The organism is Streptomyces venezuelae (assembly GCF_008642335.1).
GTDB lineage: Bacteria > Actinomycetota > Actinomycetes > Streptomycetales > Streptomycetaceae > Streptomyces > Streptomyces venezuelae_F.
In genome coordinates this window covers 7,432,458-7,453,075 of record NZ_CP029191.1, presented here as the reverse complement: position 1 = coordinate 7,453,075, position 20,618 = coordinate 7,432,458, and the positions used below count along the sequence as shown (strand labels likewise).

At 69.7% G+C, this 20,618-nt stretch carries 31 protein-coding genes, 2 tRNA genes and 1 pseudogene; 4 read left to right on the top strand and 30 right to left on the bottom strand.

All coding sequences use genetic code 11. From position 1 onward, the window contains the following. Positions 1 to 32: 32 nt before the first annotated feature. From DEJ49_RS33115 to DEJ49_RS33000, 26 genes are all read right to left on the bottom strand, one after another. Positions 33 to 911: a hypothetical protein gene (locus DEJ49_RS33115; RefSeq protein WP_150187507.1), complete on the bottom strand. Its 879-nt coding sequence runs from the start codon at positions 909 to 911 to the stop codon at positions 33 to 35. Continuing rightward, the gene (locus DEJ49_RS33110; protein WP_150187506.1) at positions 912 to 1,172 is read right to left on the bottom strand and encodes a hypothetical protein; all 261 of its coding nucleotides are present in this window, start codon (positions 1,170 to 1,172) and stop codon (positions 912 to 914) included. Continuing rightward, positions 1,169 to 1,483, bottom strand: coding sequence for a hypothetical protein (locus DEJ49_RS33105; protein ID WP_150187505.1), 315 nt, complete (start codon positions 1,481 to 1,483; stop codon positions 1,169 to 1,171). Before DEJ49_RS33105 ends, DEJ49_RS33110 begins: the two co-directional genes overlap by 4 nt. 10 nt (positions 1,484 to 1,493) lie before the next feature. Further along, complete coding sequence (locus DEJ49_RS36815) at positions 1,494 to 1,619, bottom strand: hypothetical protein (RefSeq protein WP_263398820.1); 126 nt, start codon at positions 1,617 to 1,619, stop codon at positions 1,494 to 1,496. Between the two features lie 168 nt (positions 1,620 to 1,787). Continuing rightward, complete coding sequence (locus DEJ49_RS37035) at positions 1,788 to 2,282, bottom strand: HNH endonuclease signature motif containing protein (protein ID WP_150187504.1); 495 nt, start codon at positions 2,280 to 2,282, stop codon at positions 1,788 to 1,790. Further along, positions 2,216 to 4,228 (bottom strand): hypothetical protein, encoded by a 2,013-nt coding sequence (locus DEJ49_RS33095; protein WP_150187503.1) that lies wholly within the window; start codon positions 4,226 to 4,228, stop codon positions 2,216 to 2,218. The genes DEJ49_RS37035 and DEJ49_RS33095 overlap by 67 nt, the downstream gene beginning before the upstream one ends. Positions 4,229 to 4,315: 87 nt before the next feature. Further along, positions 4,316 to 4,606, bottom strand: a complete 291-nt coding sequence (locus tag DEJ49_RS33090; RefSeq protein WP_223833093.1) for an endonuclease VII domain-containing protein — start codon at positions 4,604 to 4,606, stop codon at positions 4,316 to 4,318. 127 nt (positions 4,607 to 4,733) lie between these two features. Next, the gene (locus DEJ49_RS33085; RefSeq protein WP_150187501.1) at positions 4,734 to 5,432 is read right to left on the bottom strand and encodes a hypothetical protein; all 699 of its coding nucleotides are present in this window, start codon (positions 5,430 to 5,432) and stop codon (positions 4,734 to 4,736) included. Between the two features lie 152 nt (positions 5,433 to 5,584). After that, positions 5,585 to 7,117 (bottom strand): DNA cytosine methyltransferase, encoded by a 1,533-nt coding sequence (locus DEJ49_RS33080; protein WP_223833092.1) that lies wholly within the window; start codon positions 7,115 to 7,117, stop codon positions 5,585 to 5,587. Between the two features lie 60 nt (positions 7,118 to 7,177). Beyond that, entirely contained in the window at positions 7,178 to 7,471 is a 294-nt protein-coding gene (locus tag DEJ49_RS33075; protein WP_150187500.1) for a hypothetical protein, read from the bottom strand. A 10-nt stretch (positions 7,472 to 7,481) separates the two neighbouring features. Beyond that, positions 7,482 to 7,814, bottom strand: a complete 333-nt coding sequence (locus tag DEJ49_RS33070; RefSeq protein ID WP_150187499.1) for a hypothetical protein — start codon at positions 7,812 to 7,814, stop codon at positions 7,482 to 7,484. A gap of 14 nt (positions 7,815 to 7,828) precedes the next feature. Next, positions 7,829 to 7,981 carry a hypothetical protein gene (locus DEJ49_RS36100; RefSeq protein WP_190329519.1) on the bottom strand — a complete coding sequence of 51 codons (153 nt, stop codon included), beginning with the start codon at positions 7,979 to 7,981 and terminating at the stop codon, positions 7,829 to 7,831. Next, positions 7,978 to 8,406 carry a hypothetical protein gene (locus tag DEJ49_RS33065; protein ID WP_150187498.1) on the bottom strand — a complete coding sequence of 143 codons (429 nt, stop codon included), beginning with the start codon at positions 8,404 to 8,406 and terminating at the stop codon, positions 7,978 to 7,980. The genes DEJ49_RS36100 and DEJ49_RS33065 overlap by 4 nt, the downstream gene beginning before the upstream one ends. A gap of 136 nt (positions 8,407 to 8,542) precedes the next feature. Beyond that, positions 8,543 to 8,902, bottom strand: coding sequence for a hypothetical protein (locus DEJ49_RS33060; protein ID WP_150187497.1), 360 nt, complete (start codon positions 8,900 to 8,902; stop codon positions 8,543 to 8,545). Then, positions 8,899 to 9,114, bottom strand: a complete 216-nt coding sequence (locus tag DEJ49_RS33055) for a hypothetical protein (RefSeq protein ID WP_150187496.1) — start codon at positions 9,112 to 9,114, stop codon at positions 8,899 to 8,901. Before DEJ49_RS33055 ends, DEJ49_RS33060 begins: the two co-directional genes overlap by 4 nt. 93 nt (positions 9,115 to 9,207) lie before the next feature. After that, positions 9,208 to 9,292 (bottom strand) — tRNA-OTHER (locus DEJ49_RS33050). Between the two features lie 332 nt (positions 9,293 to 9,624). Next, on the bottom strand, positions 9,625 to 10,224 hold the full coding sequence (locus DEJ49_RS33045) for a hypothetical protein (RefSeq protein ID WP_150187495.1): 600 nt from the start codon (positions 10,222 to 10,224) through the stop codon (positions 9,625 to 9,627). 130 nt (positions 10,225 to 10,354) lie between these two features. Then, a complete protein-coding gene (locus DEJ49_RS33040) occupies positions 10,355 to 10,708 on the bottom strand; it encodes a hypothetical protein (RefSeq protein WP_150187494.1) in 354 nt (117 codons plus the stop codon). Positions 10,709 to 10,744: 36 nt separating this feature from the next. After that, positions 10,745 to 10,820, bottom strand: a tRNA-OTHER gene (locus DEJ49_RS33035). 68 nt (positions 10,821 to 10,888) lie between these two features. After that, positions 10,889 to 11,071: a hypothetical protein gene (locus DEJ49_RS33030; protein WP_150187493.1), complete on the bottom strand. Its 183-nt coding sequence runs from the start codon at positions 11,069 to 11,071 to the stop codon at positions 10,889 to 10,891. A 94-nt stretch (positions 11,072 to 11,165) separates the two neighbouring features. Beyond that, positions 11,166 to 11,531, bottom strand: coding sequence for a hypothetical protein (locus DEJ49_RS33025; RefSeq protein ID WP_150187492.1), 366 nt, complete (start codon positions 11,529 to 11,531; stop codon positions 11,166 to 11,168). Positions 11,532 to 11,640: 109 nt separating this feature from the next. Continuing rightward, positions 11,641 to 11,859: a hypothetical protein gene (locus tag DEJ49_RS33020; RefSeq protein WP_150187491.1), complete on the bottom strand. Its 219-nt coding sequence runs from the start codon at positions 11,857 to 11,859 to the stop codon at positions 11,641 to 11,643. A gap of 9 nt (positions 11,860 to 11,868) precedes the next feature. Further along, positions 11,869 to 12,228 (bottom strand): hypothetical protein, encoded by a 360-nt coding sequence (locus tag DEJ49_RS33015; protein ID WP_150187490.1) that lies wholly within the window; start codon positions 12,226 to 12,228, stop codon positions 11,869 to 11,871. Positions 12,229 to 12,532: 304 nt separating this feature from the next. Further along, positions 12,533 to 12,778, bottom strand: a complete 246-nt coding sequence (locus DEJ49_RS33010) for a hypothetical protein (RefSeq protein WP_150187489.1) — start codon at positions 12,776 to 12,778, stop codon at positions 12,533 to 12,535. Further along, a complete protein-coding gene (locus DEJ49_RS33005; RefSeq protein WP_150187488.1) occupies positions 12,771 to 12,992 on the bottom strand; it encodes a hypothetical protein in 222 nt (73 codons plus the stop codon). The genes DEJ49_RS33010 and DEJ49_RS33005 overlap by 8 nt, the downstream gene beginning before the upstream one ends. 91 nt (positions 12,993 to 13,083) lie before the next feature. Continuing rightward, positions 13,084 to 13,524, bottom strand: a complete 441-nt coding sequence (locus DEJ49_RS33000; RefSeq protein ID WP_150187487.1) for a hypothetical protein — start codon at positions 13,522 to 13,524, stop codon at positions 13,084 to 13,086. Positions 13,525 to 13,671: 147 nt separating this feature from the next. Here DEJ49_RS33000 and DEJ49_RS32995 point away from each other — a divergent pair, with 147 nt between their 5' ends. Then, the gene (locus DEJ49_RS32995) at positions 13,672 to 13,854 is read left to right on the top strand and encodes a hypothetical protein (protein ID WP_150187486.1); all 183 of its coding nucleotides are present in this window, start codon (positions 13,672 to 13,674) and stop codon (positions 13,852 to 13,854) included. Here DEJ49_RS32995 and DEJ49_RS36095 read toward each other — a convergent pair. Beyond that, positions 13,848 to 14,012 (bottom strand): hypothetical protein, encoded by a 165-nt coding sequence (locus tag DEJ49_RS36095; protein WP_190329518.1) that lies wholly within the window; start codon positions 14,010 to 14,012, stop codon positions 13,848 to 13,850. The two genes, DEJ49_RS32995 and DEJ49_RS36095, sit on opposite strands and share 7 nt — an antisense overlap. A gap of 175 nt (positions 14,013 to 14,187) precedes the next feature. Here DEJ49_RS36095 and DEJ49_RS32990 point away from each other — a divergent pair. Beyond that, positions 14,188 to 14,637 (top strand): annotated as a pseudogene (locus DEJ49_RS32990) (APC family permease); the annotation flags it as partial. 39 nt (positions 14,638 to 14,676) lie between these two features. On the opposite strand, the gene DEJ49_RS32985 reads toward DEJ49_RS32990, so the two are convergent. Further along, on the bottom strand, positions 14,677 to 15,960 hold the full coding sequence (locus DEJ49_RS32985; RefSeq protein ID WP_150187485.1) for a CapA family protein: 1,284 nt from the start codon (positions 15,958 to 15,960) through the stop codon (positions 14,677 to 14,679). Between the two features lie 288 nt (positions 15,961 to 16,248). Between DEJ49_RS32985 and DEJ49_RS32980 the strand changes: the two genes are divergently transcribed. Both DEJ49_RS32980 and DEJ49_RS32975 read left to right on the top strand, forming a co-directional pair. After that, positions 16,249 to 16,764 carry a hypothetical protein gene (locus DEJ49_RS32980; RefSeq protein WP_150187484.1) on the top strand — a complete coding sequence of 172 codons (516 nt, stop codon included), beginning with the start codon at positions 16,249 to 16,251 and terminating at the stop codon, positions 16,762 to 16,764. Between the two features lie 89 nt (positions 16,765 to 16,853). Continuing rightward, complete coding sequence (locus DEJ49_RS32975; protein ID WP_150187483.1) at positions 16,854 to 17,519, top strand: zf-HC2 domain-containing protein; 666 nt, start codon at positions 16,854 to 16,856, stop codon at positions 17,517 to 17,519. Between the two features lie 19 nt (positions 17,520 to 17,538). Here DEJ49_RS32975 and DEJ49_RS32970 read toward each other — a convergent pair whose 3' ends face one another. Together DEJ49_RS32970 and DEJ49_RS32965 are read right to left on the bottom strand one after the other, a co-directional pair. After that, positions 17,539 to 18,399, bottom strand: coding sequence for an Fpg/Nei family DNA glycosylase (locus DEJ49_RS32970; RefSeq protein WP_150187482.1), 861 nt, complete (start codon positions 18,397 to 18,399; stop codon positions 17,539 to 17,541). A 10-nt stretch (positions 18,400 to 18,409) separates the two neighbouring features. Further along, positions 18,410 to 20,512 (bottom strand): SpoIIE family protein phosphatase, encoded by a 2,103-nt coding sequence (locus DEJ49_RS32965; protein ID WP_150187481.1) that lies wholly within the window; start codon positions 20,510 to 20,512, stop codon positions 18,410 to 18,412. Positions 20,513 to 20,618 lie beyond the last annotated feature (106 nt).

Genomic DNA, 20,618 nt, shown 5'->3' with positions numbered 1-20,618 from the left:
CGGGTCGCATCCCTCGTGGTGGTGCGGTGGATCTACTGCAGGAACTGCGGCGGGCAGTCCTCGTACAGCCTCGCGATCATCAGCATCTGGCCCTGCCCCATGCCTGCTGTCGGCACCTGCTTGCTCTGCAGGAAGCCGGTCAGCGCCGGATCAACGGCAGATGCTGAGGCAGGGGGCGTCGGGGCAGGGGCTGCCTGCGGCGAAGCGGCAGGGTTCCCCCACTGAGGGGCGGCACCGGGCGCAGAAGCACCCTGAGGTGCAGCGGCAGGGGCTTGGCCCTGGCCAGCCGGGGGCTGGCCCCACTGCCCCTGCGGAGGGCCCGCGGGTGCCGCCGCCTGGGTGCCCTGCCACGGGTCGTAAGGGAGCTGCTGCGAGGCGTACTGCGGCTGCGCCTGCTGCGGGGCCGGGGCGCCCCCGTACGGCGCCTGTGCAGGCTGCTGGCCGTACTGCTGAGGCGGTGCGGCAGCCGGGGTCTGCTGCACGGTCGGCCGATTGAACTGCTGCGCCGTGCGTGAAGCGTCGTACGCGGTGGCGGTTGCGATGTCCTGCGGAGTCAGGGATTCGGCATCGAGGTAGAACGCCCCGTCGTTGCCGCCCTTCGGCGCACCTCTGCGCAGCCGTGCCAGCACCTTGGTGCCGATGCGGTCGCGGTTGAGGGCGGGCACCAGGCTGACACCGCCGATGCTCACCCCCTTCAGCTCCACGGGCTGGCCGGTCTGAGGGTCGGCCAGATCGACGATTGCCACGTCGGCGGTCACGAACTCCTTGGGACCTTCCTCTTCCTTGAAGGTCCGCATGGTGGAGCTGTCCGGATAGAAGATGAAGAGTCTGTCCAGCCACTCGGGGTGGTGCTTCGGCGAGAAGAACTCACCGCTCTTGCCCGGCTGCTGGAACGGGTTGGGTGTGGTCACTTAGTCCTCTTCCTTGATCTCACTGACGTGCGCCAGGTGGCCGATGCCGCCGCACTTGCCGTACACGACTTCGTCATCGATGGGCGTGATCCCGGCGGTGCGTATCGCGTACGCGAGGCAGGCCAGGTGGCCTTCGGCGTACATCCACGAGCTGCCGCTGACGCGGTCCCACCAGTCTTCGAGGCGGTATTCCTGCGGGCCCTGCCCCAGGTCGACGGTGACGGTCTGCCCTGCCTTGGGGTGCGGGTCGGAGTGGATCACTTGGCCTTCCTCCATCCTGAGGCGCCTTTGTCGAAGGAGGCGCATGCTTCTTCGTCCTTCACCACGGCGACCGCCTTGCCACCGCCCTCGCCGTCGCGTGTCGTGATCACGAGGTTGCCGAAGTCGTCGCAGGATTCGGCGTAGTTGGCGAAGCCGTCCGGCGCCGCGTTGACCACGGCAGGGCGGTCGACCTTGTGGTCGATCGGTGCGTCGTTCCACGGCTCGCCCGCAGAGGAGCAGGCGCTGAGCAGCAGAACGCCCCCGGCGCCAAGGGCGGCGAGGGCGATGGGGATCTTGCGGTTGCGGGTCATCGGGTTCCTTTCACGGGAGTTCGTGTCTCTGCGCGCCGCAGCCGGCGCACGTCCAGCGCAGCGGCCCGCCGACTGCTTCTGCCCAGCGGTGCAGGGCGGGGAAGAGGCTGTGCAGGGCGGCGCGGATCAGGGTCATTGCGACATCACTTCGAACATGGGGCGGGTATACACACCGCTGTCGCATCCGAATGCCGTCACGACGACAAGCTCCGGGTAGCGAATGACTGGGTCCCGGAACTCAATCTCACAGCGCTCTAGATTTCCCGGGCTGTCTGGGTCGGTCTCCCACCATTCGACGGCGGGGTCACTGGCGGTCATTGCGACTCTCGTTTCGCTTAAATCGAGCGCGGTTTCTCAGATCATTGCAGGGCTTGCACATTCGACCACCGTTCTTGCGAACGTAGTAGTTGGCTGGGTTGGTCAAGTCATGCAGCTTCGCGCCGCATACTCGATACGCCCTCCGAATGTTCACGGAGTGAGGTACCGCTTCGAGATGCAGAGGGTTAACGCACCATGGCAGGCAACATAGATGATCTACGTCGTATCCGTCCGGTATGGGTCCGACGAACAGCCGGTGCGATACACGATGCGCATACTCGCGATCAGCGCCGTAGCAGATACGGGCATATCCCTTGTTGTTTACACGGGTCCCGTACCGCCAGTGTCCCGACGGCTGGATAATGAGTCTCGCCCGAAAGTGCTCTTCGAGGTCAGTCACTCGCTTTCCGCTAGTCACCGGCCAGGACACCCCCGCTTCATCGTCGGGTCTCCGGGCGCAAACCAGGGGCAGAAGCGACATGACTCAGAGTTGACGGCGAAGTAGCTCGCCACTTCCAGTGCCGGTATGGCATTCTCCCCTGTCGAGAGTCGCTCAGTCGTCTCCGCTATCCGGTCCACCCTGGCCAGCGCATCGCGGGCGATGGCCGGGTCATACGGCTCGGTCCACACGTAGAGATCGTCGAGGCTGGACGCCTCGCGCGGCCATGCGACCAGGGCGACGTGGTCCACCGCTTCGCCCTTGAGGCGCATGCCGTAGGCGTAGACGTGCACCTGGACGCGGTATGTCGGCGATGGGCCTTGCGTCTTCAGTTTGTCGAGCGACCAACGGCCCATCGCTTTGTGGTCGGCGACCATGACCAGCGTGCGATCAAGGAGATCAGCCGTGCCGCGCGGCACGTGCACCGACGGGAATTGAAGTGGCGTTTCTACTGCGTATCTGCCCTGCCCCGCGTCAGCCCACAAGAACATGTCGGCGAGGCCAGTGTGTACACAAGTCCCGACGAAGGAAGCCCAGTTATCGCCACCCGGATTGACAGGGGCAATTCGCAGTAGGGACATCGCGATTCGACGGTCACACGGACTGCCGATCTCCGAAGGTCCCAGCGTTGTCTGAGTGCTGCGATCGGTGCGGTTGGTATACGCATAGAACATCTCTTTCAGCCGCGCCGCTATCTGTTCACCCTGCACCGTCATCGGCACCGCCGCGGCGGCCGGCTCGACCGCGCCCGGTTGGCTGAACGGGCTGCCGGGCTGCGCGAACAGCGGCCCCTCAGCCGGTGCCGCAGCCGCAGCTTCCGTCGGGCCTGAGGCAGTCGGGGTGGGCGCCGCAGCCCTCTTCGCGACTACCGCCACCACCTTGGCCAGTTGTGCGTCCGTCGTCGTGTGCTCTTCCGGCGGGAACTCGATCAGCCCGCGACTGCTCGCGTCCGTCGGGAACGTCTTCGCCAGCGCCTCGATGTCCGGCGGCGGCCCGTCGCCGGTCGGCTTCGGGGCAGTCGCACTCTCCGTAGACGCCGCCCTGGGGGTTGAGGCAGCAGGGTTCGTCAACGGGCCATCGACCTTCGTGCAGCCGCCGCCGTCTGTTCTCGGCTGCACGCTCCTCTTCGTACTGGACGGCGCAGCCTCCGAGGCAGCGGCAGCATCCTCCGCAGAGGACGGGGCCGCCACAGACTCCGTACGCACAGTCGTCTGCGCAGGTTTCCCCGCGCACTGGGTCACCCGCTTCTTGTGCATGAAGCGGTGCGGCGGGTGCGCGACCGCGATGTGACAGGCCACCGGGTCCGTAGACGTATTCACATCCTCGGCATGCGCAACATCCTTCGCAGTGCCCTCCGGTTGCGGTGGGGCCGTCGCAGTTCCGGATGCATGGTGAGCGCTCTGCCGCGGCGGCGAGCCCTTCGGCGTAGGCGTCGACTCCGGGTAGGGCGGGGGCAGTTCCCTGTCCTCGATTTCCCGCGCGGTTGCTGCCCACTGGCTGATCATCTCCTCTGCTTCGGTCGACTCTGGCCCGGTAGGCGCAGGAGCGGCATCCTGGGTCGGTGCCTGCCCAGTGACATCCTGGGCAGGTGGCGTTGTTGTCGCAGGCGAGGGGCCAGCGGCAGTGCCAGACGGGCCAGATGGGCATGGCTCTCCTTCCGGGACGTACGGCTTGTCGGACATGGGGCACTGCTCGCGCTTCTCCAGCGGGACGCGCACGTCCCGGACGTGGTCGATGAAGTGCCCTGTCGTCAGATCGAGCTGCGGCGAGCGCCCGCACTCGGGGCACTTGGCGTAGTCGCGGCCGATGACGGGACGCACGTCGTCCGGCGCCGTCTCGGGACCGCGCGCGAGCAGCCAGGTCGGGATGTCGCGCCGCGATCGCGAGCACTCGGTGCCCTTCTCACGGTCGTGCTTGCGGTAGCGCTTCTCTGCCGTCGCCGCGACGTTCTTGCGGCAGCCGATGCAGTGGTATTTGTCAGCGGCCACGACGGCGCTCCCTCTGCCTCCAGGCCCACGCGAGGGAGCACAGGAAGAGGAAGCCTCCTGCGTTCAGGCCGATGACGATCTGCGGAATCACGTGGTGCCTTTCAGTCGGCGTGCGGGCGGGTTGATCAGGTAGGCAGTGGCCCGGTCGAAGAACTCGATCGCGTCGCGGGCATGGGCCAGCACGGAGTTGCACCTGCCGCACACCAGGCCGCGTACGCACTTGCCGCACGAGGTGGGGCCGGGGCAGCAGGCATGGTCGTGGTCGACAGCAAGGCGCTTGGAGATCCCCTTGCCGCGGGTGCAGATGGCGCAGCGACCGCCCTGGAAGCGCAGCAGCTTGTCGTAGTCGCCGGGCGCGAGACCGTACGTGTCACGCACCCGGCGCTCATGCGCTGCGGTCCTACGCCGCTGCTTCTCCAGGCGGTGATGGCTCGCGCACCGCGGTCCGGGATGCGGGGCGGGGCGGGGACTCCTGGCGTCCGCCGGGCAGTCCTTGCAGCGCCGCCTACCGGACACGGTGGTGCCGGTGCTCGGTCGGCGGCGGCAGGGTGCGCCAGTCCAGGGACGGCCAGGTACACAGCCGTGCGAGGCGGCGGCGCTCGCGCCGGTCCCCCGTCGTCGTCCAGTACTTGACCTTGGGGCGGCGCCGCACCGTCTCGCGGTAGCCGGACCGGGTCGCCTCGCGGCTGTGCCCGCCACGCAGCGGCACGTAGTCCAGGCGCGGCGTGCGCCGCTCCATGTCCGTCCAGCCCGCGTACCGGAACGACATAGCGCGGTAGACGTAGCCCATGTGCCCGTACGCGGTGTCGGCGTACGACACCACGATGCGCGGCGGCATCTGCCGCAGGGCGCGGGAGACGAACCAGCTCGCGGTGTTCGGCGGCATGGCGTCGTCGACCCACAGGCGGTTCAGCTCGATCACGCAGGACGGGTCGCCGGGGCAGGCGCCGCGCTGCAGGTGCCCGCTGGCCGGCGAGCCGAGCGTGACCAGGCCGACGGCCGCGAGTCCGGCGTGCAGGCCGTAGGCGTGGCTCACCGTCGGTTTGCGGTGCAGGTAATGCTTCTCTTCGGCCAGGGCCCGTGCGTCACGGCTCTCCATAGGCCGCACCTCCAAGTCCAAAAGGTCGACCATGGCGGGGAGTTCGAGCGGGATGTCCCACGGCTCGTCATCGCTCAGGTCGGGAAATTCGATCTCGTTCGTCATCGGCGTCGGCCCATTTGTCTCGGGGGTCAAGGAACCCCGGACGTGGCATGCCGCAGATGGTGCACCAGTCGCATTCGACTACCAGCGAGGGAGCACCAATAGAGCTGTTCCACAGATGCCCGTCCGGCGTATTCCCCCGACACATGGTCGTGTTACAGCGCCATCGATTCGACGGCGCAGCCGACCAAGTCCCGTGCCAGATTCGGCGGAACAGCATTTCCAATCATGCGCACGCGCCGCCGCTTGCTGAGCGGGCGTGCAAGGCTGGCCGGACTCCAGTCATAGGAATCCGGAAAAGCCTGGAAGCGCGCGTACTCGAACGGTTCGAGCATGCGGAATCCGCAGGAGTCGACGAGCATCTGCCAGGCACGCGACTTCCGGCGGTGCAAGGTGCCGAGGTAATCCATCAGCGGCACGCCGTACGGGACCGGCGGATCGGGCATCAGCCCTGCCCGGTCGACCGTCGTCACGGTCATGAACGGCTCCTCAGCCGTGCGCGGGCGCGTCTTCGAGTAGTACGGGATCACCAGGCCGTGATGATTCCCCGACGCCGTCACGGTCGACAGCGGCTCGGAGACCAGCCGTGCCTTCGAGGACCCGCCCCGCAGTTCCGCGATGAACGGCGGAACGACCAGCCCGGTCGTCTCGCGTGTCATCACGGTGCGCGCCGGGCGGTCGACGGGCACCGCGTCGTTGTTCCACGTACCGCCCGCGGGGACCAACAAGCCCGTTTCGTTGCGCGTCGTGACGGTACGCATGGGGGCGCCCGCCGCGGTGGGACGCTTGCCGTCGCGGCCCTCCACCGGCACCAGCGAGGGCGAGCCCCAGTACTTGCGCAACCCGTACCCGATACGCCACATGGTCTTGTCGGCGAGTGGCGTGGGCCGGTCCCCGATCAGCTGCGCCTCGCGGTCCCAGTCGATCAGTTCACTCGCCGGCCGGACGTAGGGGCGCACCACGGCGCCGCACGTGCGGCAGGCGTACATGTACTGCGCGCGGTACTTGCCCGCGTCGCGGCCGTTCTTCCATGCCTGGCGCCCGCGCACGTCGCCGCAGTTCTCGCACTGCGCCATGGGAGCGAGCCAGCCGTCGATGTCCGGGCAGCGCGTGCCCTTCAGGTGCAGCATGCAGAACCAGCGGTCGCGCCACTGGTTCGCGGACGGGCCCAGCATGTTCGCGTGCGCCGCGTTCAGGAACACCTCGTGCAGGCAGTAGCCGGTGTCCTCCATCGCTATCTTCCAGGCGCGGAAGGCCCACCACTGCCGCACCTCCACCACGTTCTCGACGATGATGAAGCGGTAGCGGTGCACCTCGGCAAAACGCTGGACGTCCCACATGGTCGCCCTCGAACGCTCTGCCGCGTCGTCCGGCTGGACCGGGCGCTTCTTGCCCTGCGCGACGCTGTGCTTGGTGCACGAGGGCGAGAACCAGGCGCAATCGGTCCTGGGATACCTCCACGGGTCGACCTGCGACATGTCGGCGCAGTCGTGATCGGTACCGTCGTGGTTGGCCTGATGGATGTCGATCGCGAACTGCCAGTGGTTGATGGCGATCACGATGCGCTGGCCGGGAACGTAGCCGATGCCAACGGATGATCCGCCGCCACCACAGAAGCCGTCCAGCCAGGTCAGCTCACCGAGTCTCGCGAAAGCCTCGAAGAGCGCCATCCGTTGCGCAAGGGTCACAGCGCCCTCCTGGGCATGAAGAAGCCCCGCGGCCGGTGTGGCAGCGGGGCTGACGGGGATCTAATCGGCGGGACCGAAGAAGTCCCAGTAGGGGCACTCCGGTGCGTGGTTGTCGTCCTTCGCCGACCGCTCGCGGTGGCAGAACGCGCAGTCGTTGCGCACCGCCGGAGCCGGGATGCTCTGCCCGCTGGCCGCGCCGCGGGCGCCTGACCAGAGCAGGCGCTCGACGACGTCCCAGCGGTCCACGCCTGGCGAGTCCTCGGTGTGCTCGCTGTACAGGTGCTCTGCGTACTGCAACGGCGGGCCGGTGAAGGAGCAGTTCATGTCGAAGCAGTTCAGCTGTGTGTCGGTCATGGCTGCTGACTCACCCCTGCGGCGGCTTGATGGTCTTGACCGGCGTCTTCGTCTCGAACTCAGCGAAGATCGCCGGGTACTTCGCGGCCAGGCCCTTGCGGTCGAGGTCCGTGCGGTAGGTCACGGCCACCTCGAAGAGCGGCGTGCCGTCCGCGTCGCGTGCCAGCCGCGATGGCGGGCGGTTGTCGTCCGGGTCATAGCCCAGCTCTTCGAGCAGGGAATCTGTCAGGCTGTCCGCGTACTTCTTCCACTTCGCAGCGGATTCCTTCGCGCTCCGCAGCTCCGCGAAGCGCAGCGCGAGACAGTCGTCCACGTCGACGGCTTCCGGCTCCTTCTCGCTCATGTCTCTTCCTCTCGTCATCGGATCAGCAGCGCGCCGGCTGCCGCCTGGACGCCCGCGAAGGCGGCGATGCCCAGCAGCTGGCGTGCGAAGGTGAGGTCACTGCCGGGCAGGACGACCGCCGCCATGGCGGCCAGCCCCAGCGCGATGCACAGCAGTCCGCGCGTCATGACGTCTCCCTGGGGGTGCACTGCGGCGAGCGGCCGGACAGGCAGATGCGCTCGATCAGCTGCATCTGTTCGCTGGCCTTCTCGTCCCATTCGCAGCGCCGCTCTTCACGGACGGCGTTCAGGTCGCTCCCGATCACGATGAACAGTGAGCCGGGATGTCCGGGCCACCGGTCACCCGTGACCGGGTCGAAGTGCATGTTGCGGTAGCCGATCCGCATGTCCCAGTGCCTCTCACACATGCCCTCGGGAGCGCGGACGTTGAAGCGTTCGTCCGGCGGGTACAGGCGGTTGGTGGCGCGGTACTGCGCCTTGCGCCACTCGGCACCTTCCCAGCGGCGCCACTGCTTTTTGATGTCGTCCGGGACGGCTGCCCCGAGGTAGGTCTCCGGGACGTCGCTCACCGCTCCCCCGTCCTGCGCAGCCACGCGGCCGCCCCCGCAGAGACGCGCCGCGCCCTGCGTGAGGCGCTGGCAGCGCGGTCCTGGACGTCCGTGTCGTCGGCGCTCCGCGCGGGCTTCCTGCGAGCGCGGACCTTGCTCTTCGTGAGCTGGACGCGGCGGGTCACAGCGGCCTCGCGCTCTTGCGCAGCGTCGCCGGATCGAGATGCCCGACGGTGCGTACATGCTCGGGTCCCTCGGGGAAGCCGAGCTGCCGCAGCGTGACTTCATCCCGCGCATCGCAGTCGTGCTCGCCCTCGGGGCAGGCGCGGGCGAGGATCACCCACGTCTCGCGGTAGGGCCCGTTGATGTCCGTCGACTGGTACGCCGTTGCCCGGTGCAGTTCCTTGACGGTGTCGCCAGGTTGCGGGTCAAAGGCATTGAGCTGCCTCTTCGTGCATTTCGAGCAGTAGAAGTCGCCGAACCAGACGTTGGCGAGGAAGTCGCGCTGACACGCGGCGCACATGCGCACGTAGCTGCTCACCGCGCACCGCCCCTGCTCTTCGAAGTCCCCTTGCGCAGGTCCGGGAAGGCCGGGGTCGCACTGTCGGGGTCCGGGTCGTGCAGCAGGTGCCGCATCTCGGCTGCCTCGCCCTCGCGGATGCGGCGGGCCTTCTCTTCGGCCTCAGCGGTGAGTTCGGCCATGCGGCGCTGAAGTTCTTCGGTCGTGATGTCGAGGTCGGCGATGGTCGCCATGGCGCGCCCCCTTCAGGGCGGTACTGCGGAAAGAAAGAAGGCGCCGCTTGCGGCGCCACGGGTCCCGGTGGGGACGTGTCGTGATGCGTATCGGTCGCCCGCCCGGACTCGAACCGGGGTCTCTGCGCGTGAGCAAGGAGGGGAGAACGCAGGCTCTTCCTGACTGAGCTACGGGCGATATGCGGACGCCCCGGGATGCGGTAGCCACTCCGCTCCGGGGCGTCCTGTCCCGCGCCACCAGAAGCGCGGGGTCCCTGCCAGCGCCCGGCGTCCAGCAGGCCGGGGCGTCCCCTGGCAGGGGGCTAGTGGTGGCGGACGCCCCGGAGGGGCTTAGCAGCCTCCGGGGCGTCCCTGCTCCCCGCGCTGCCGCCAAGCGCGCGGGGTCCCTGCCCGGCCCGGCTGCAACCGGACCCGATCGGGGGCAGGGGAGCTTTCAGGAGTGGTGCGGGCAGTAGTCGACGTCGTCGCCGACGACGGCGTCGCACGTCAGGATGTGGATCACGAGGGTGGTTATGATCCGCGCGCTTCCTTGATCGCTGCTTCAAGATCGGCAACCGGCACGGTCTTCCGGCCGTTGATCGCCTGGCGCAGAGCTTTGATCTGCCGCTCGAAGCTCTCGCGGTCGCGCGCTGCCGCGTCGCGCCATGCCTGCTCGTCCCTCTTCGCGGCGTCCATGTTCCACTTCAGCAGGCGTATCTCGTCCAGCAGTTCGTCCCGCGTGTGCTGCGCATACTGCGCCTTGCGGCTCTTCTCAAGGCGCCTGTCGTTCGCGGCCCGCTCCGCACGCTGCCGCTCGTGCTCGTCCAGTACGGGGCGTGCATCCTGGACGGTCCCGAGCCCGGAGTCGGGGTAGCCCTCGCCGGGCCCCGGCGCCCCGTCCACGAACCCGGCCCATCCGGTATCGAGCCACTTGCCCAGCGCACCATGCAGCTCTTCGACTTCGGCCCGCGTCATGAGGAAGCTGCGGCCGTCCCCCGTGGTCGGGTGGAAGGCAGTGACGACGACATCATCCGTGATCGGCTTTTTGTACCGCGACGTGAAGACGATCCCTTCGCGTCCAGCAGTGGCCAGATGCTCGTTCGCTATGTGGATCTTTCCGAACAGGTCCATGACGCCCCCTTCCGGGGCAGTGATCGGTGTGGGGTGACAGCCGCCCCGCCACGGGGTGGGGTGTGGCGAGGCGGCTGCCGGGGACCCGCCCGGCGGACGGGGGCGACGCAACCGGGCGGGGGCTCAGGGGTCAGCGGACGCGGAAGCCGCCGCAGGCCGCCGCGCGTTCGAGGTAGGCGATCCAGTCGGGCCACCAGGCCAGTTGATCGGTGATGTCCGCGCGGACGTGATCCGGTGCGGCGTACCACCGCTTCAGCGCGGCGGTGATGCCGTCGGGCCCGGCCAGGTGTCCGCTCTTGCCGTGCAGGGCGCAGTACGCGATGCCGGTGGCGGTGCCCGGTGCGGGCCAGTCGGGGGGCCCGTCGTCGGTGAGCATGCCGAGCAGGCTCATGACCTGACGGGCGTCGTCCATCATTCCGTCGCTGATCCACAAGTACGCGGCGGTGCCCGTGGGCGGATTCTCGGCGATCATGTTGTAGCCCATGACGGGCGCCCCCTTCCTGGGGGTTGGCTGTGGCAGTGCGCCCGGCGGGATTCGAACCCGCACTGAAATGGCCTTTTAAGTGGCCGTCCCTCTGCCGTTGGGGTACGGGCGCAGGGCCCGCCCGGGAAGCGAGTCGGTGCGCGGAGCGCGGGCCGCATATCCCGGGCGGGGCTTGCCGGATCAGACGTGCGGGCACTGCTCCGGGAGGGAGAGCATGAGTGCAAGATCCACCCGTTCGTCCGGCGGGAGCAGGAGCGCCGCCTTCTCGCCCGTCTCCGTGATGCAGAGCACGGCGGATGTCCCGTCCGGCCCGCCATAGACCACTTCCTCGCTCCAGGTCAGCAACTGCGGCTTGTCGGGCATGATGACTCCCCCTCGCGGGTTGATGGGGTGGTGCCGAGGGCCCCGGTCTGCCTTTGCAGCGACGTCCGTGGTGACCGGACCGGGGCGGGGTGGGTCAGAGGTGCTGCTTCATGCAGTGATCGCAGACGCAGACGCCACCAGCGGTGATGTTCTGGCACGAGTTCCAGGGCTTGCGCTCGCAGTAGGTGCAGGAGCAGACGCCGCCGGAAGCAACGACGTGCCCGACCTCGTTCAATTCGAAGGTGCCGGGCTCGTACCATTCGGCGCCGTACCGGCCGTTGCCCATCCCCATCTGGTCAGCGTGGTCGATGGTGCTGCGTATCCAGCGAAGCGCTGCGGCTTCGTCACCCAGGTGCTTGCCCAGGTCCGTGCCGTTCAGCGTCACGCGGGTGTATCCGTAGTCGCTGCCCCGGCCCTTGACGACCTTGATCTTCCGGCCCTTGTAGGTTTCGCGGATCACCGCGCCCGCCCCTCCCACGCAGTGACCGCCACGGCCACCGCGACCAGCGCGGCGGTGAGCAGCGTGTACAGGACCCAGTGATCCCAGACCCAGACGATGATGGAGAGGATCATGAGGGCACCGTCGCGAACCGCGCCAGGTTCAGGCGCTCGTACAGGGCGGGCGAGACCATGGCGTACTGGTCGGTCTCGGTCCACAGGTCGGCGTCGACGCGGTATCCGGCGTCGGTGCAGAAGTTGGCGACGGCGGATGCCTCGTACGCCTTCTCCAGGCTGATGATCTCGACGTTCGCCCCCGTCACCGGGTGGTCGATGAAGACGTTGAACATGACTCCCCCTCACGGGTGCCGCGTCAGCGGCTGGTTGCCGGGCTGCCACCGCATCGCGTCGCCGCTGACGCTGTAGTCGTTCAGCACGCGGTCGATGCGCGCCACGGTGCGGCGCGGCGACGGGACGGCGGCAGACGGGTCGGTGCAGCGCGGATAGATCTCCCACGCGGTGTCGAGCACGTGACGCTCACTCGCGCGGTAGGCCATCACGCGGCGGAAGCGGCCGTTGATGAGCCGGAACGCGTGGCGCGGCTCGCGGCGGTAGGTGCTGCGGTAGGTCTCGGCAGCGATGCGGCCGAACGGGGAGGCGTAGCACCACGTGGCCGGGAGACCCCGGGTGACCAGGTATTCGGCGACGGTGGTCTTCATGGCCCCTGCCTCCCAGCTCGACTTTCCGTATATACAGAATCTCGCTGGGATCATGGTCCGTCAAGGTCGCCCGCCATGATTTTCGTATATACGAAAAGGGGAATCGGAGCGATCGGTTCCGGGCGCGGAAGAGCCCCGGCGCCGTGATGGCCGGCCGGGGCTCGGGATCAGTCGTCGTAGGCGGGTTCGATCTCGCCGTCGTCGCAGCACTCGCCCGCTTCATCGGCTTCCTCGCCGCACGAGTTGCAGAACCAGTACACGGGTTCGGGAAGTTCGTCGCCGGTCATGACGCCATTCTCGCCGGTCAGTCGCCGAAGCCGGACCACGACGTGACCGGCATGCCCAGCGTGACCAAGTCGGCGTCGGCGTAGTACGCGGACGGGTCGCCGTGCGCGCGGTCCGCGTCGAACCACGGCTTCGGGTCGCCCACGAAACGCGGCTCGAAGAAGACGTCACAGCCGTCGCGGGTGGTGTGCACCTTGACCTGGCGGCGGATGCCGCTGCCATCGGTGAACGTCCAGGCGGAGGGCTCGGGTACGGACTCAGGCATCGCTGCCCGCCCAGCGCTTCAGCATGCCCGCGATCTCGCGCAAGTCGCCCATCGTCAGACCGGTGCGCACGCCCTTGCCGTACACCCCCGACGTGGCCTGCACCACGGTCTTGTCGTCCGGCAGCTCCCCGAGGACCGCCAGCGTGTGGGCCAGGGCCTCGACGGGGTTCGTCGGCTGCGGGTGCTGCTTCATGAACGCGTACTGGTCCTGCATGATCTGCCCCCTTCTCAGGGCTGCGGGATGATCGGAGTGCCCCGGCGCCGTGCGACCAGTGACGGGCAGGTTCCCCCGCCGGGGCCGGTGTTCAGCGGCGCGCGTGCACCGCGGCCACGGCAGCGTCCTCGAACGCGTCGTGTGCGTCGCGGGCCGCGTCGCCGACGGTCTGCAGATCGGCGTCGTCGGGCGCATCCCCGAGGGCGAACGTGGCACCGATGGCCTGGCGCGCCGTGGCGACCACCGCGGCATCGCGCGTCGCCAGTCGCAGCGCGCCCCTCGCGGTGGTGACCGCGGTACGCGCCGCGTAGCGGGTGCGCATGTCATCGAGGGAGTCGGCCACTCCCTGACGCCGGGCGACGATCTTCTCGTACTGCTCCTGGCGCAGCGCTGCGAGGCTGCCCAGCAAGGCGCCGGCCGCGTCCGCCAGGGCCTCGCGGCGCCGCTCGGAACGCGCCCGCCAGTCGGTGATCAGGTACTGGAGCAGGCCGCCTAGCAGTGTGCCCGCGACCAGGACGATGGCAGATTCCATGATCCCCACCTCTGCGGTTCGATTTTCTGTATATACAGAATCTCGCCGGGACCATGGGCCGTCAAGGGGCGTCTGCTAGATTTTCTGTACCCCCAGAATCCAGGAGGCGGAGAACCCGTGGCCCTGCGAGGACGACCCCGGACCGGCGTGACCGAGCAGCACAACGTCCGCGTCCCGAAGGAGCTGTGGGACGCGGCCATGGAAGAGGCCAAGGCCGAGGGCACCACCGTCACGGCATGGATCAACGCCGACCTGGACAAGCGCGTGAAAGCCGCCCGGCGCCGCCGTGCTACGGAGCAGCGCCGGGCGGCCGGCGAGTCCGGTCAGTAGGTCAGCGTCCCGTCGCTGAGCCCCTGGACGATCTGCGCCTTATCGGCCTCGGTGAGGCCACCCTGCATCCACTCGGCCTTCATCTCCTGCATGGTCAGGCCGAAGAACTCGCGGACCAGCTTCAGGCCACTCGACTTGGGCGCGGCGGTGTCGGGCATGACGGACTCCTCTGTCGTGATCGGAATGGTGGAACCGCGGCGCGCACCGAGGCGAGTCAGGTGCGGGCCGCGGGCATGAGGAAGGCGCCCCGGCCGGAGTGCGGCGGGGCGCCTTGGGGTGTTGGTGCTGGTCAGGGGTCCAGAGACAGCCTGAACCTAAAGTTCACTTGCTGACATGCTCGGCTGCACGCGCGTGTGGTTCTCGATGAGCCGGGACGGGCTGCTTCCCAAGTGGTTCGCCAAGACGCATCCGACGCGGCACGTGCCGACCCGCGTGACGTGGATCGTCGGGGTCGCGTCGGCCGCCATCGCCGGGTTCCTGCCCATCGGCGAGGCGGCCGAGCTGACCAACATCGGCATCCTGCTGGCGTTCGTGGTGGTGTGCGTCGCGGTGATCGTGCTGCGCTACAAGCGGCCGGAGCTGCCGCGGACGTTCCGCTGCCCCGGCATGCCGGTGGTGCCCGCGATCGGGGTGGTGTTCTCGATCTGGCTGATCACGTTCCTGCAGTGGCAGACCTGGGTGCGGTTCGCCGTCTGGTTCCTGCTCGGCCTCGTCGTCTACTTCGGCTACTCGTACCGCAGGTCGGAGCTGGCGAAGACGGACGGGAGCGGTGTCGGGAAGTGAGGCGGCTCCCGTCCCGGGCCGCGGCCGGCTCCGCCGCGGCTACTTCCCCATGACGAGGCCGTCCTTGCCCGCGCCGCGGCTGAGGACGACGCGGCGGATGCGGTCGCGGACGTCGCCCACTTCGGCGCCGCCGTCGAGGGCGGTGTTGAGGTTGACGACGCGGACGGAGTCCGTGTCGAACAGCATGGGCAGGAACTCGGCTTTCTTCACCTCCCAGCGGGCGCCCGCCTCGGTGGGCGGCGCGAAGGTGAAGCGGCCGATGGTGCCCTGGTTGCCGCGCGGGTCGTGCGCGCCCTCGTGGTTGATCATCTCGCCGGCGACCTGGTCACCCATGCCGTAGACGACCCAGGTGCCGTTGATCTTCTCGTAGGCCTGCGGGACATGGGCGTGGGTGCCGAGGATGAGGTCGATGTCGGGGCGCCCGTGTGTGCGGGACGCCGTGAGCTGCTTGCCGAGGCGCAGCTGCTGCTTGTCGGGGGCGTCCTGCCACTCGCTGCCCCAGTGCAGGCTGACGACCACGACGTCCGCGCCCGCCTTGCGGGCCGCCCTGGCGTCCGCCACGATCTTGTCGCGGTCGATGAGGTCGACGGTCCACGGCTTGCCCTTCGGCAGCGGGTAGCCGTTGGTGCCGTATGTGTACGCGAGCTGCGCGACCTTGGCGTCACCCGCCCGCAGCCATGCCGGGGTCCTGTCCTCGGCGGCCGTGCGGGCCGAGCCCGCGTGCTTGACGCCCGCCTTATCGAGCGCGTCCAGGGTGCGGCGCACGCCGTCCGCGCCGTCGTCGAGGGTGTGGTTGGAGGCGGTGGAGCAGGCGTCGTACCCGGTGGCCCTGAGGGCGCGGGCCACTTGGGGCGGGGACTTGAAGCTGGGGTAGCCGCTGTAGTCGCCGTCGGCGCCGTAGACCGTCTCCATGTGGCAGATCGCCAGGTCCGCCTTGCTGATGACGGGCTTGGCGCCCGCGAGCATCGGCTTGAAGTCGTAGCCGTCGCCGCCCGCGTCCGCGTTGGCCTTGCGGATGATCGAGGCGTGCGGCAGGACGTCACCGGAGGCGGCGAGGGTGAAGCCGCGCTTGCCGGCCGCGGATCCGCCGGCCGGGCGGTGCGCCGGGCCCCCGCCCTCGTCGGCGCGGTGGGCGTCGCCGTGCCGGACCGGCTCCGTCCACGCCGAGGGCTGCTGAACCGTGCAGGCGGTGGTGCCCGCGAGGCCTGCGATCAGGAGGGCCGCGGCGGCGGCCGTCGCGGGACGTGGACGCGGGGTCCGCCGCGGGTTGTGGGAGGTGGGGGCGGGACGTGTGTGCCGTGTGATCCGTGCGCGCTGCTTCATCGGTCGGACTCCCTGGCTGGGACGATATTCGGCCAGATGAATCCACATATGGAGCTAACGGTTAATCAAGGACCATTGCCGTTCAAGTACCTGAAACGGAGTCATACAATTCCACCTGTGACACGAACAACACAGGGCGGCCCACCTGCGGTGAAACCGACGTCCGGGTCAAGCCTCCGTAAAGCGCCTTGCCCGGCCCCCCTCCCGGGTATTCGGCTGTCCTCACCGTGTGCCGGATTGGGGGGCCAGAGCCGGTGACGCGCACGGACCGGAGGAAGGCGGAACAGGATGCGGCACGAGAGCAGAGGAAACCCCGACGGCCCGGAAGGCCCACGGGACGGCGAACTGATCGTTCCCATGGCGTGGTTGTACGCCGAGTACATCGCCGACGAGCTGCTGCGCACCGGCGATCTGATGCCGCCCACCTCCTTCGAGTACCGGGCGGGGCGCGACGCGCTCGCCCTGACGATCTTCCTGTCGGACACCGAGGGTGAGCTGTCCGGAATCCGTGTGGTCTCCCAGCTGGAGACCTGGCTGAGCCTGACCGCGTACGGCCAGCCGTGGCAGGACTGGGTGCGCGAGCGGATGGCGCTGCTCACGGCGGGCGCCGCCGAGGGCCCCGGGCCCGATCTGGACCTCGCCGACCAGGCGTGGCGCTGGCTGCAGGAGACCGAGCTGCTGGCGCCCGACCTGGACTCCGTGCCCGGCCGCGCCGTCCAGGGCGAGGAGGACGGGCCCAAGGTGTGGACGCCGGCGTGGCGGCTCGGGCTGCCGCTGGGGCATCTGGCGATCCACCTCTTCTGAGACCGTTCGGCCCTTGAGTGATTCCGTGTTCCGCTGCGTACCGGAGGAGGAACAGCACTCCGCACCGACACGGAACGGCAGGGAACGCCATGAGGCCCCTGGAGCGGCATCGAGACGCGGGCGCCTACGCGCTCGGCGTCCTGGACGAGGCGGACGCCTTCCGCTTCGAGGATCACCTCATGGACTGTCCGGCCTGCCTGCTGGAGCTCGACGAACTCCACGCACCGGCGCTCCAGCTGGAGCTCTACGGCCGGGCGACCCGGGCCCCCGTCGAACCCTTCGCCGCGCCGTCCCCCGGCCTCCTGGACCGCCTCCTGGGCCGGGCGGGGCGGCTCTCCGGGGTCCGGCGCGGGCGTCGGCTGTGCGTGCTCGCCGTCGGCGCCGTCCTGGTCCTCGGGACGTCCGCCGTGTGCGCCGTGACCGTCGGGACGGCGGACGGTCCTGAACCGCTGCGGATCGCCGCACGGGACGCCCGCAGCGGGGTCTCCGCCACGCTCACCGCACGGGACCGTGTCTGGGGTACGGAGATCGGCCTCACCGTGCGGGACACGGCGGCATACGCGGCGGCCGAGGGGCGGGTCTGCGAGTTGGTCGCCGTCGCCGCCGACGGATCCGAGCAGACCGTCATGTCGTGGCGGGTGCCCGCGCCGACGGTGCGGACGGAGGGCACGGCGGCCCTGCGCACCGCGCAGACGGAGCGCTACGAAGTGCGCACGGGGCGGGGGAAGCCGCTGCTGACCCTGCGGCGCCCCTGAGCCGTGCTTCTCCGCCGCGCTACTTCAGCAGCCGGGACATCCGCCGGTCCGCGAGCAGCTTCCCGCCCGTCTGACAGGTCGGGCAGTACTGCAGCGAGGAGTCGGCGAAGGAGACCTCCCTGATCGTGTCGCCGCACACCGGGCACGGCTCACCGGTGCGGCCGTGCACGCGCAGGCCGCTCTTCTTCTCCGCCTTGAGGCGGCCCGCCGCGACACCGCGCGAGCGCTCCACCGCCTCGGTCAGCGTGGCCAGCAGCGCCACATGCAGCCCATGGACTTCCTCCTCGGTCAGGCTCGACGTGAGCCAGAAGGGTGACATGCGGGCCGCGTGCAGGATCTCGTCGCTGTACGCGTTCCCGACGCCCGCGATCAGGCTCTGGTCGCGCAACGCCCCCTTGATCTGCCGTCGTTCGCCCGCCAGGAGACCCGCGAGCCGTTCCTCGTCGAAGTCGGCGGCCAGCGGGTCGGGGCCGAGCCGCGCGATGCCGGGGAGCTCCAGCGGCGCCTCGGTGACGTACACCGCGAGGCGCTTCTGCGTGCCGGCCTCCGTGAGGTCGAAGCCCTCCCCCGTCGTCAGGGCGACACGCAGCGCCAGCGGACCCTTGCCGGGGCGCGGCATGCCGTCGGGGACGCTGTCGTGCCAGCGCAGCCAGCCCGCGCGGGCGAGGTGGGTGACCAGGTGCGTCCCGTCGGCGTCGATGTCGAGGAACTTTCCGTGCCGCTCCACGGCGGTGACGGTACGGCCCTCGAGGGCGCCGGGCGGCGGGTCGTACGTCTTGAGGACGCTGATGGCGACGGGCAGCACGCGCTCGATCTCCCGGCCGACCAGATGGCCCGTCAGGAACTCGCGCAGCGCTTCCACTTCTGGCAGTTCGGGCATGGCTCTTCCCTCACTCCCGCTCTTCCCGGGCGGGTACGACGAACTCGCACCACACGCATTTGCCGCCCCCTCGGGCCTCGACGCCCCACGCGTCCGCGAGCCGGTCCACCAGGAGCAGGCCGCGGCCCGACACCCCGGACTCGCCCGCGTCGCGGCGGCGCGGCAGGGCGCTCGACGAGTCCTCGACGTCGACGCGCAGCCGCCGGTCGGTGCCGGTCAGGACGCGCAGGGTCACGATGGCGGACCCGTCGGTGTGCATGAGCGCGTTGGTGATCACCTCGTCGGCCACCAGCTCGATCTCGTCGGCGCGCTCGCCCGCGCCCCACGCCCGCACCGCGGCCCTGATCATGTGCCGGGCCTCGGCGAGCGCCTCCGGGTCGCTCGGGGCGACGTGCTGCTGGAGTCGGCCGCCCGAGCGGGGCGCGTCGTCGGTGCGGCGGCGCAGGAGCAGGAGCGCCGCGTCGTCGTCCCCGCCGCGGCCGTCGACGATGCCGCAGAGCCGGTCGGCGAGCCGCTGCAGGTCGCGGGGTGCGACGGCGGCGAGCTCCGCGAGGGCGCGCATGCCGTCGTCCAGGTCGGCGCCGGGCTCCTCGACGAGGCCGTCGGTGCAGAGCAACAGGGTCTGGCCCTGGTCGAGTTCGAGGGTGGTGACGGGGTAGTCGAGTCGGCCGAACTCCGCGGAGAGGCCCAGCGGCAGGCCGCCGTCCACGGAGACCCGGTGGCAGGAGCCGTCGGTGCGCTGGAGGAGCGGGTCGAGGTGTCCCGCGCGGACGAGCTGCACCACTCCGGTGGTGAGGTCGGCGTCGGCATAGAGGCAGGTCGCGAAGCGGTCGGTGTCCAGTTCGTGCAGGAAGGTGGAGGCGCGGGCCATGACGGTGGCGGGCGTGTGACCCTCGGCGGCGTAGGCGCGCAGCACGATGCGGAGCTGGCCCATGACGGCGGCGGCGTGCGTGTCGTGGCCCTGGACGTCGCCGATGACGGCGCCGACGTGGCCACCGGGCAGCGGGATCACGTCGTACCAGTCGCCGCCGATGTCCCGTCCGAGCGCCGCCGAGCGGTACCGGACGGCGATCTCCGCGCCCGGCACGCCGGGGATGGTGCGGGGCAGCATGGCCTGCTGGAGGCCCTGGGCGAGGTCCTTCTCCTGCTCGTAGAACATGGCGCGCTGCAGGCTCTGCGCGATGCTGCTGCCCAGGGCGACCAGGACGTTGCGCTCCTCCTCGGTGAAGCCCGTCTTGTCCTGGTAGAGCAGGCCGAGCACGCCGATGGGGCGGGCCTGCGCGATCAGCGGCAGATAGGCGGCCGCGGTGATGCCGAGCTCGTCGATGTGCGGCCAGAGCAGCGGGTAGGACTCGGCGAATTCGTCGGCCGTCTCGATGTAGCGCGGGGCGAGGGTGCGGACGACCTCGCTCATGGGGTAGTCCTCGTCGACGCCCGTGAAGTCGGTGCCGGGCACGAAGCTGCCCGCGGGGCCCTCGGCGACGAGCCGGATGCGGCCCGCCTCGACGAGGCCCATGACGAGGTTCGACGCGCCCAGGTGGGCGAGGCCGTGGGTGTCGCGCAGGACATCGATGACGTCACGGACGGTGCGGGCGTGCGCGAGCGCCGCGGTGGTGCCCTGGACGAGGCTCGTGGTGCGGCGCCGCTCCGCCTCCTCGTCGGCGCGCTCGCGCAGCGCGGCGGGGCTGTCGCCGAGCTCCCGGGTGGCGTCCCTGACGAGGCCCACGATGCGGCGCGGGCGGCCCGTGGCGTCGCGCAGGATGCAGCCCTGCGTGTGGGTCCAGCGCAGCGTCCCGGTGTGGCAGCGGATGCGGAAGTACGCGCCGTACGTCTCGCTGCCGTCCTTCAGGGCGTGCGAGACGATCTGGTCCAGGCGGTGCCCCTCGACGGTCGGCACGCGGAAGGCGAGGGTCTCCGGCCGGTTGTCGTACTGCTCGGGGCGTACGTCGAAGACCTCGTGGGCGGTGGCGTCCATCGTCATGAGGCCCGTGTCGAGGTCCCAGTCGAAGCGGCCCGTGCGCAGCGCGGCGCCGTACAGCGCCAGGAAACAGCCGGCCGGTTCCCCGGCCGGCTGCTGTCCACAGCGGCATTGCCCCGCCGGGTCGTGCTCCATGGCATCACGCTAGGCGGAGGCTCCCGCGCCCGCACGCGGGGACACGGCGCCCGGGGTGCCGCGCGGCGGGCGGCGGGCAGGGCTCCGCCGTCCAACCGCGGGCCCC

What these genes read in the sequence shown, in the direction of transcription:
- DEJ49_RS33020 (WP_150187491.1), bottom strand. Translation starts at nt 11,859, where the DNA reads ATGTTCAACGTCTTCATCGACCACCCGGTGACGGGGGCGAACGTCGAG.
- DEJ49_RS32965 (WP_150187481.1), bottom strand. Translation starts at nt 20,512, where the DNA reads ATGGAGCACGACCCGGCGGGGCAATGCCGCTGTGGACAGCAGCCGGCC.
- DEJ49_RS33105 (WP_150187505.1), bottom strand. Translation starts at nt 1,483, where the DNA reads ATGACCCGCAACCGCAAGATCCCCATCGCCCTCGCCGCCCTTGGCGCC.
- DEJ49_RS32975 (WP_150187483.1), top strand. Translation starts at nt 16,854, where the DNA reads ATGAGGCCCCTGGAGCGGCATCGAGACGCGGGCGCCTACGCGCTCGGC.
- DEJ49_RS33055 (WP_150187496.1), bottom strand. Translation starts at nt 9,114, where the DNA reads ATGGCGACCATCGCCGACCTCGACATCACGACCGAAGAACTTCAGCGC.
- DEJ49_RS33045 (WP_150187495.1), bottom strand. Translation starts at nt 10,224, where the DNA reads ATGGACCTGTTCGGAAAGATCCACATAGCGAACGAGCATCTGGCCACT.
- DEJ49_RS33040 (WP_150187494.1), bottom strand. Translation starts at nt 10,708, where the DNA reads ATGGGCTACAACATGATCGCCGAGAATCCGCCCACGGGCACCGCCGCG.
- DEJ49_RS33005 (WP_150187488.1), bottom strand. Translation starts at nt 12,992, where the DNA reads ATGCAGGACCAGTACGCGTTCATGAAGCAGCACCCGCAGCCGACGAAC.
- DEJ49_RS33070 (WP_150187499.1), bottom strand. Translation starts at nt 7,814, where the DNA reads ATGAGCGAGAAGGAGCCGGAAGCCGTCGACGTGGACGACTGTCTCGCG.
- DEJ49_RS36100 (WP_190329519.1), bottom strand. Translation starts at nt 7,981, where the DNA reads ATGACGCGCGGACTGCTGTGCATCGCGCTGGGGCTGGCCGCCATGGCG.
- DEJ49_RS36095 (WP_190329518.1), bottom strand. Translation starts at nt 14,012, where the DNA reads ATGCCCGACACCGCCGCGCCCAAGTCGAGTGGCCTGAAGCTGGTCCGC.
- DEJ49_RS33010 (WP_150187489.1), bottom strand. Translation starts at nt 12,778, where the DNA reads ATGCCTGAGTCCGTACCCGAGCCCTCCGCCTGGACGTTCACCGATGGC.
- DEJ49_RS32970 (WP_150187482.1), bottom strand. Translation starts at nt 18,399, where the DNA reads ATGCCCGAACTGCCAGAAGTGGAAGCGCTGCGCGAGTTCCTGACGGGC.
- DEJ49_RS33015 (WP_150187490.1), bottom strand. Translation starts at nt 12,228, where the DNA reads ATGAAGACCACCGTCGCCGAATACCTGGTCACCCGGGGTCTCCCGGCC.
- DEJ49_RS36815 (WP_263398820.1), bottom strand. Translation starts at nt 1,619, where the DNA reads ATGACCCTGATCCGCGCCGCCCTGCACAGCCTCTTCCCCGCCCTGCAC.
- DEJ49_RS37035 (WP_150187504.1), bottom strand. Translation starts at nt 2,282, where the DNA reads ATGTCGCTTCTGCCCCTGGTTTGCGCCCGGAGACCCGACGATGAAGCG.
- DEJ49_RS33000 (WP_150187487.1), bottom strand. Translation starts at nt 13,524, where the DNA reads ATGGAATCTGCCATCGTCCTGGTCGCGGGCACACTGCTAGGCGGCCTG.
- DEJ49_RS33030 (WP_150187493.1), bottom strand. Translation starts at nt 11,071, where the DNA reads ATGCCCGACAAGCCGCAGTTGCTGACCTGGAGCGAGGAAGTGGTCTAT.
- DEJ49_RS33085 (WP_150187501.1), bottom strand. Translation starts at nt 5,432, where the DNA reads ATGACGAACGAGATCGAATTTCCCGACCTGAGCGATGACGAGCCGTGG.
- DEJ49_RS33075 (WP_150187500.1), bottom strand. Translation starts at nt 7,471, where the DNA reads ATGACCGACACACAGCTGAACTGCTTCGACATGAACTGCTCCTTCACC.
- DEJ49_RS32980 (WP_150187484.1), top strand. Translation starts at nt 16,249, where the DNA reads ATGCGGCACGAGAGCAGAGGAAACCCCGACGGCCCGGAAGGCCCACGG.
- DEJ49_RS32985 (WP_150187485.1), bottom strand. Translation starts at nt 15,960, where the DNA reads ATGAAGCAGCGCGCACGGATCACACGGCACACACGTCCCGCCCCCACC.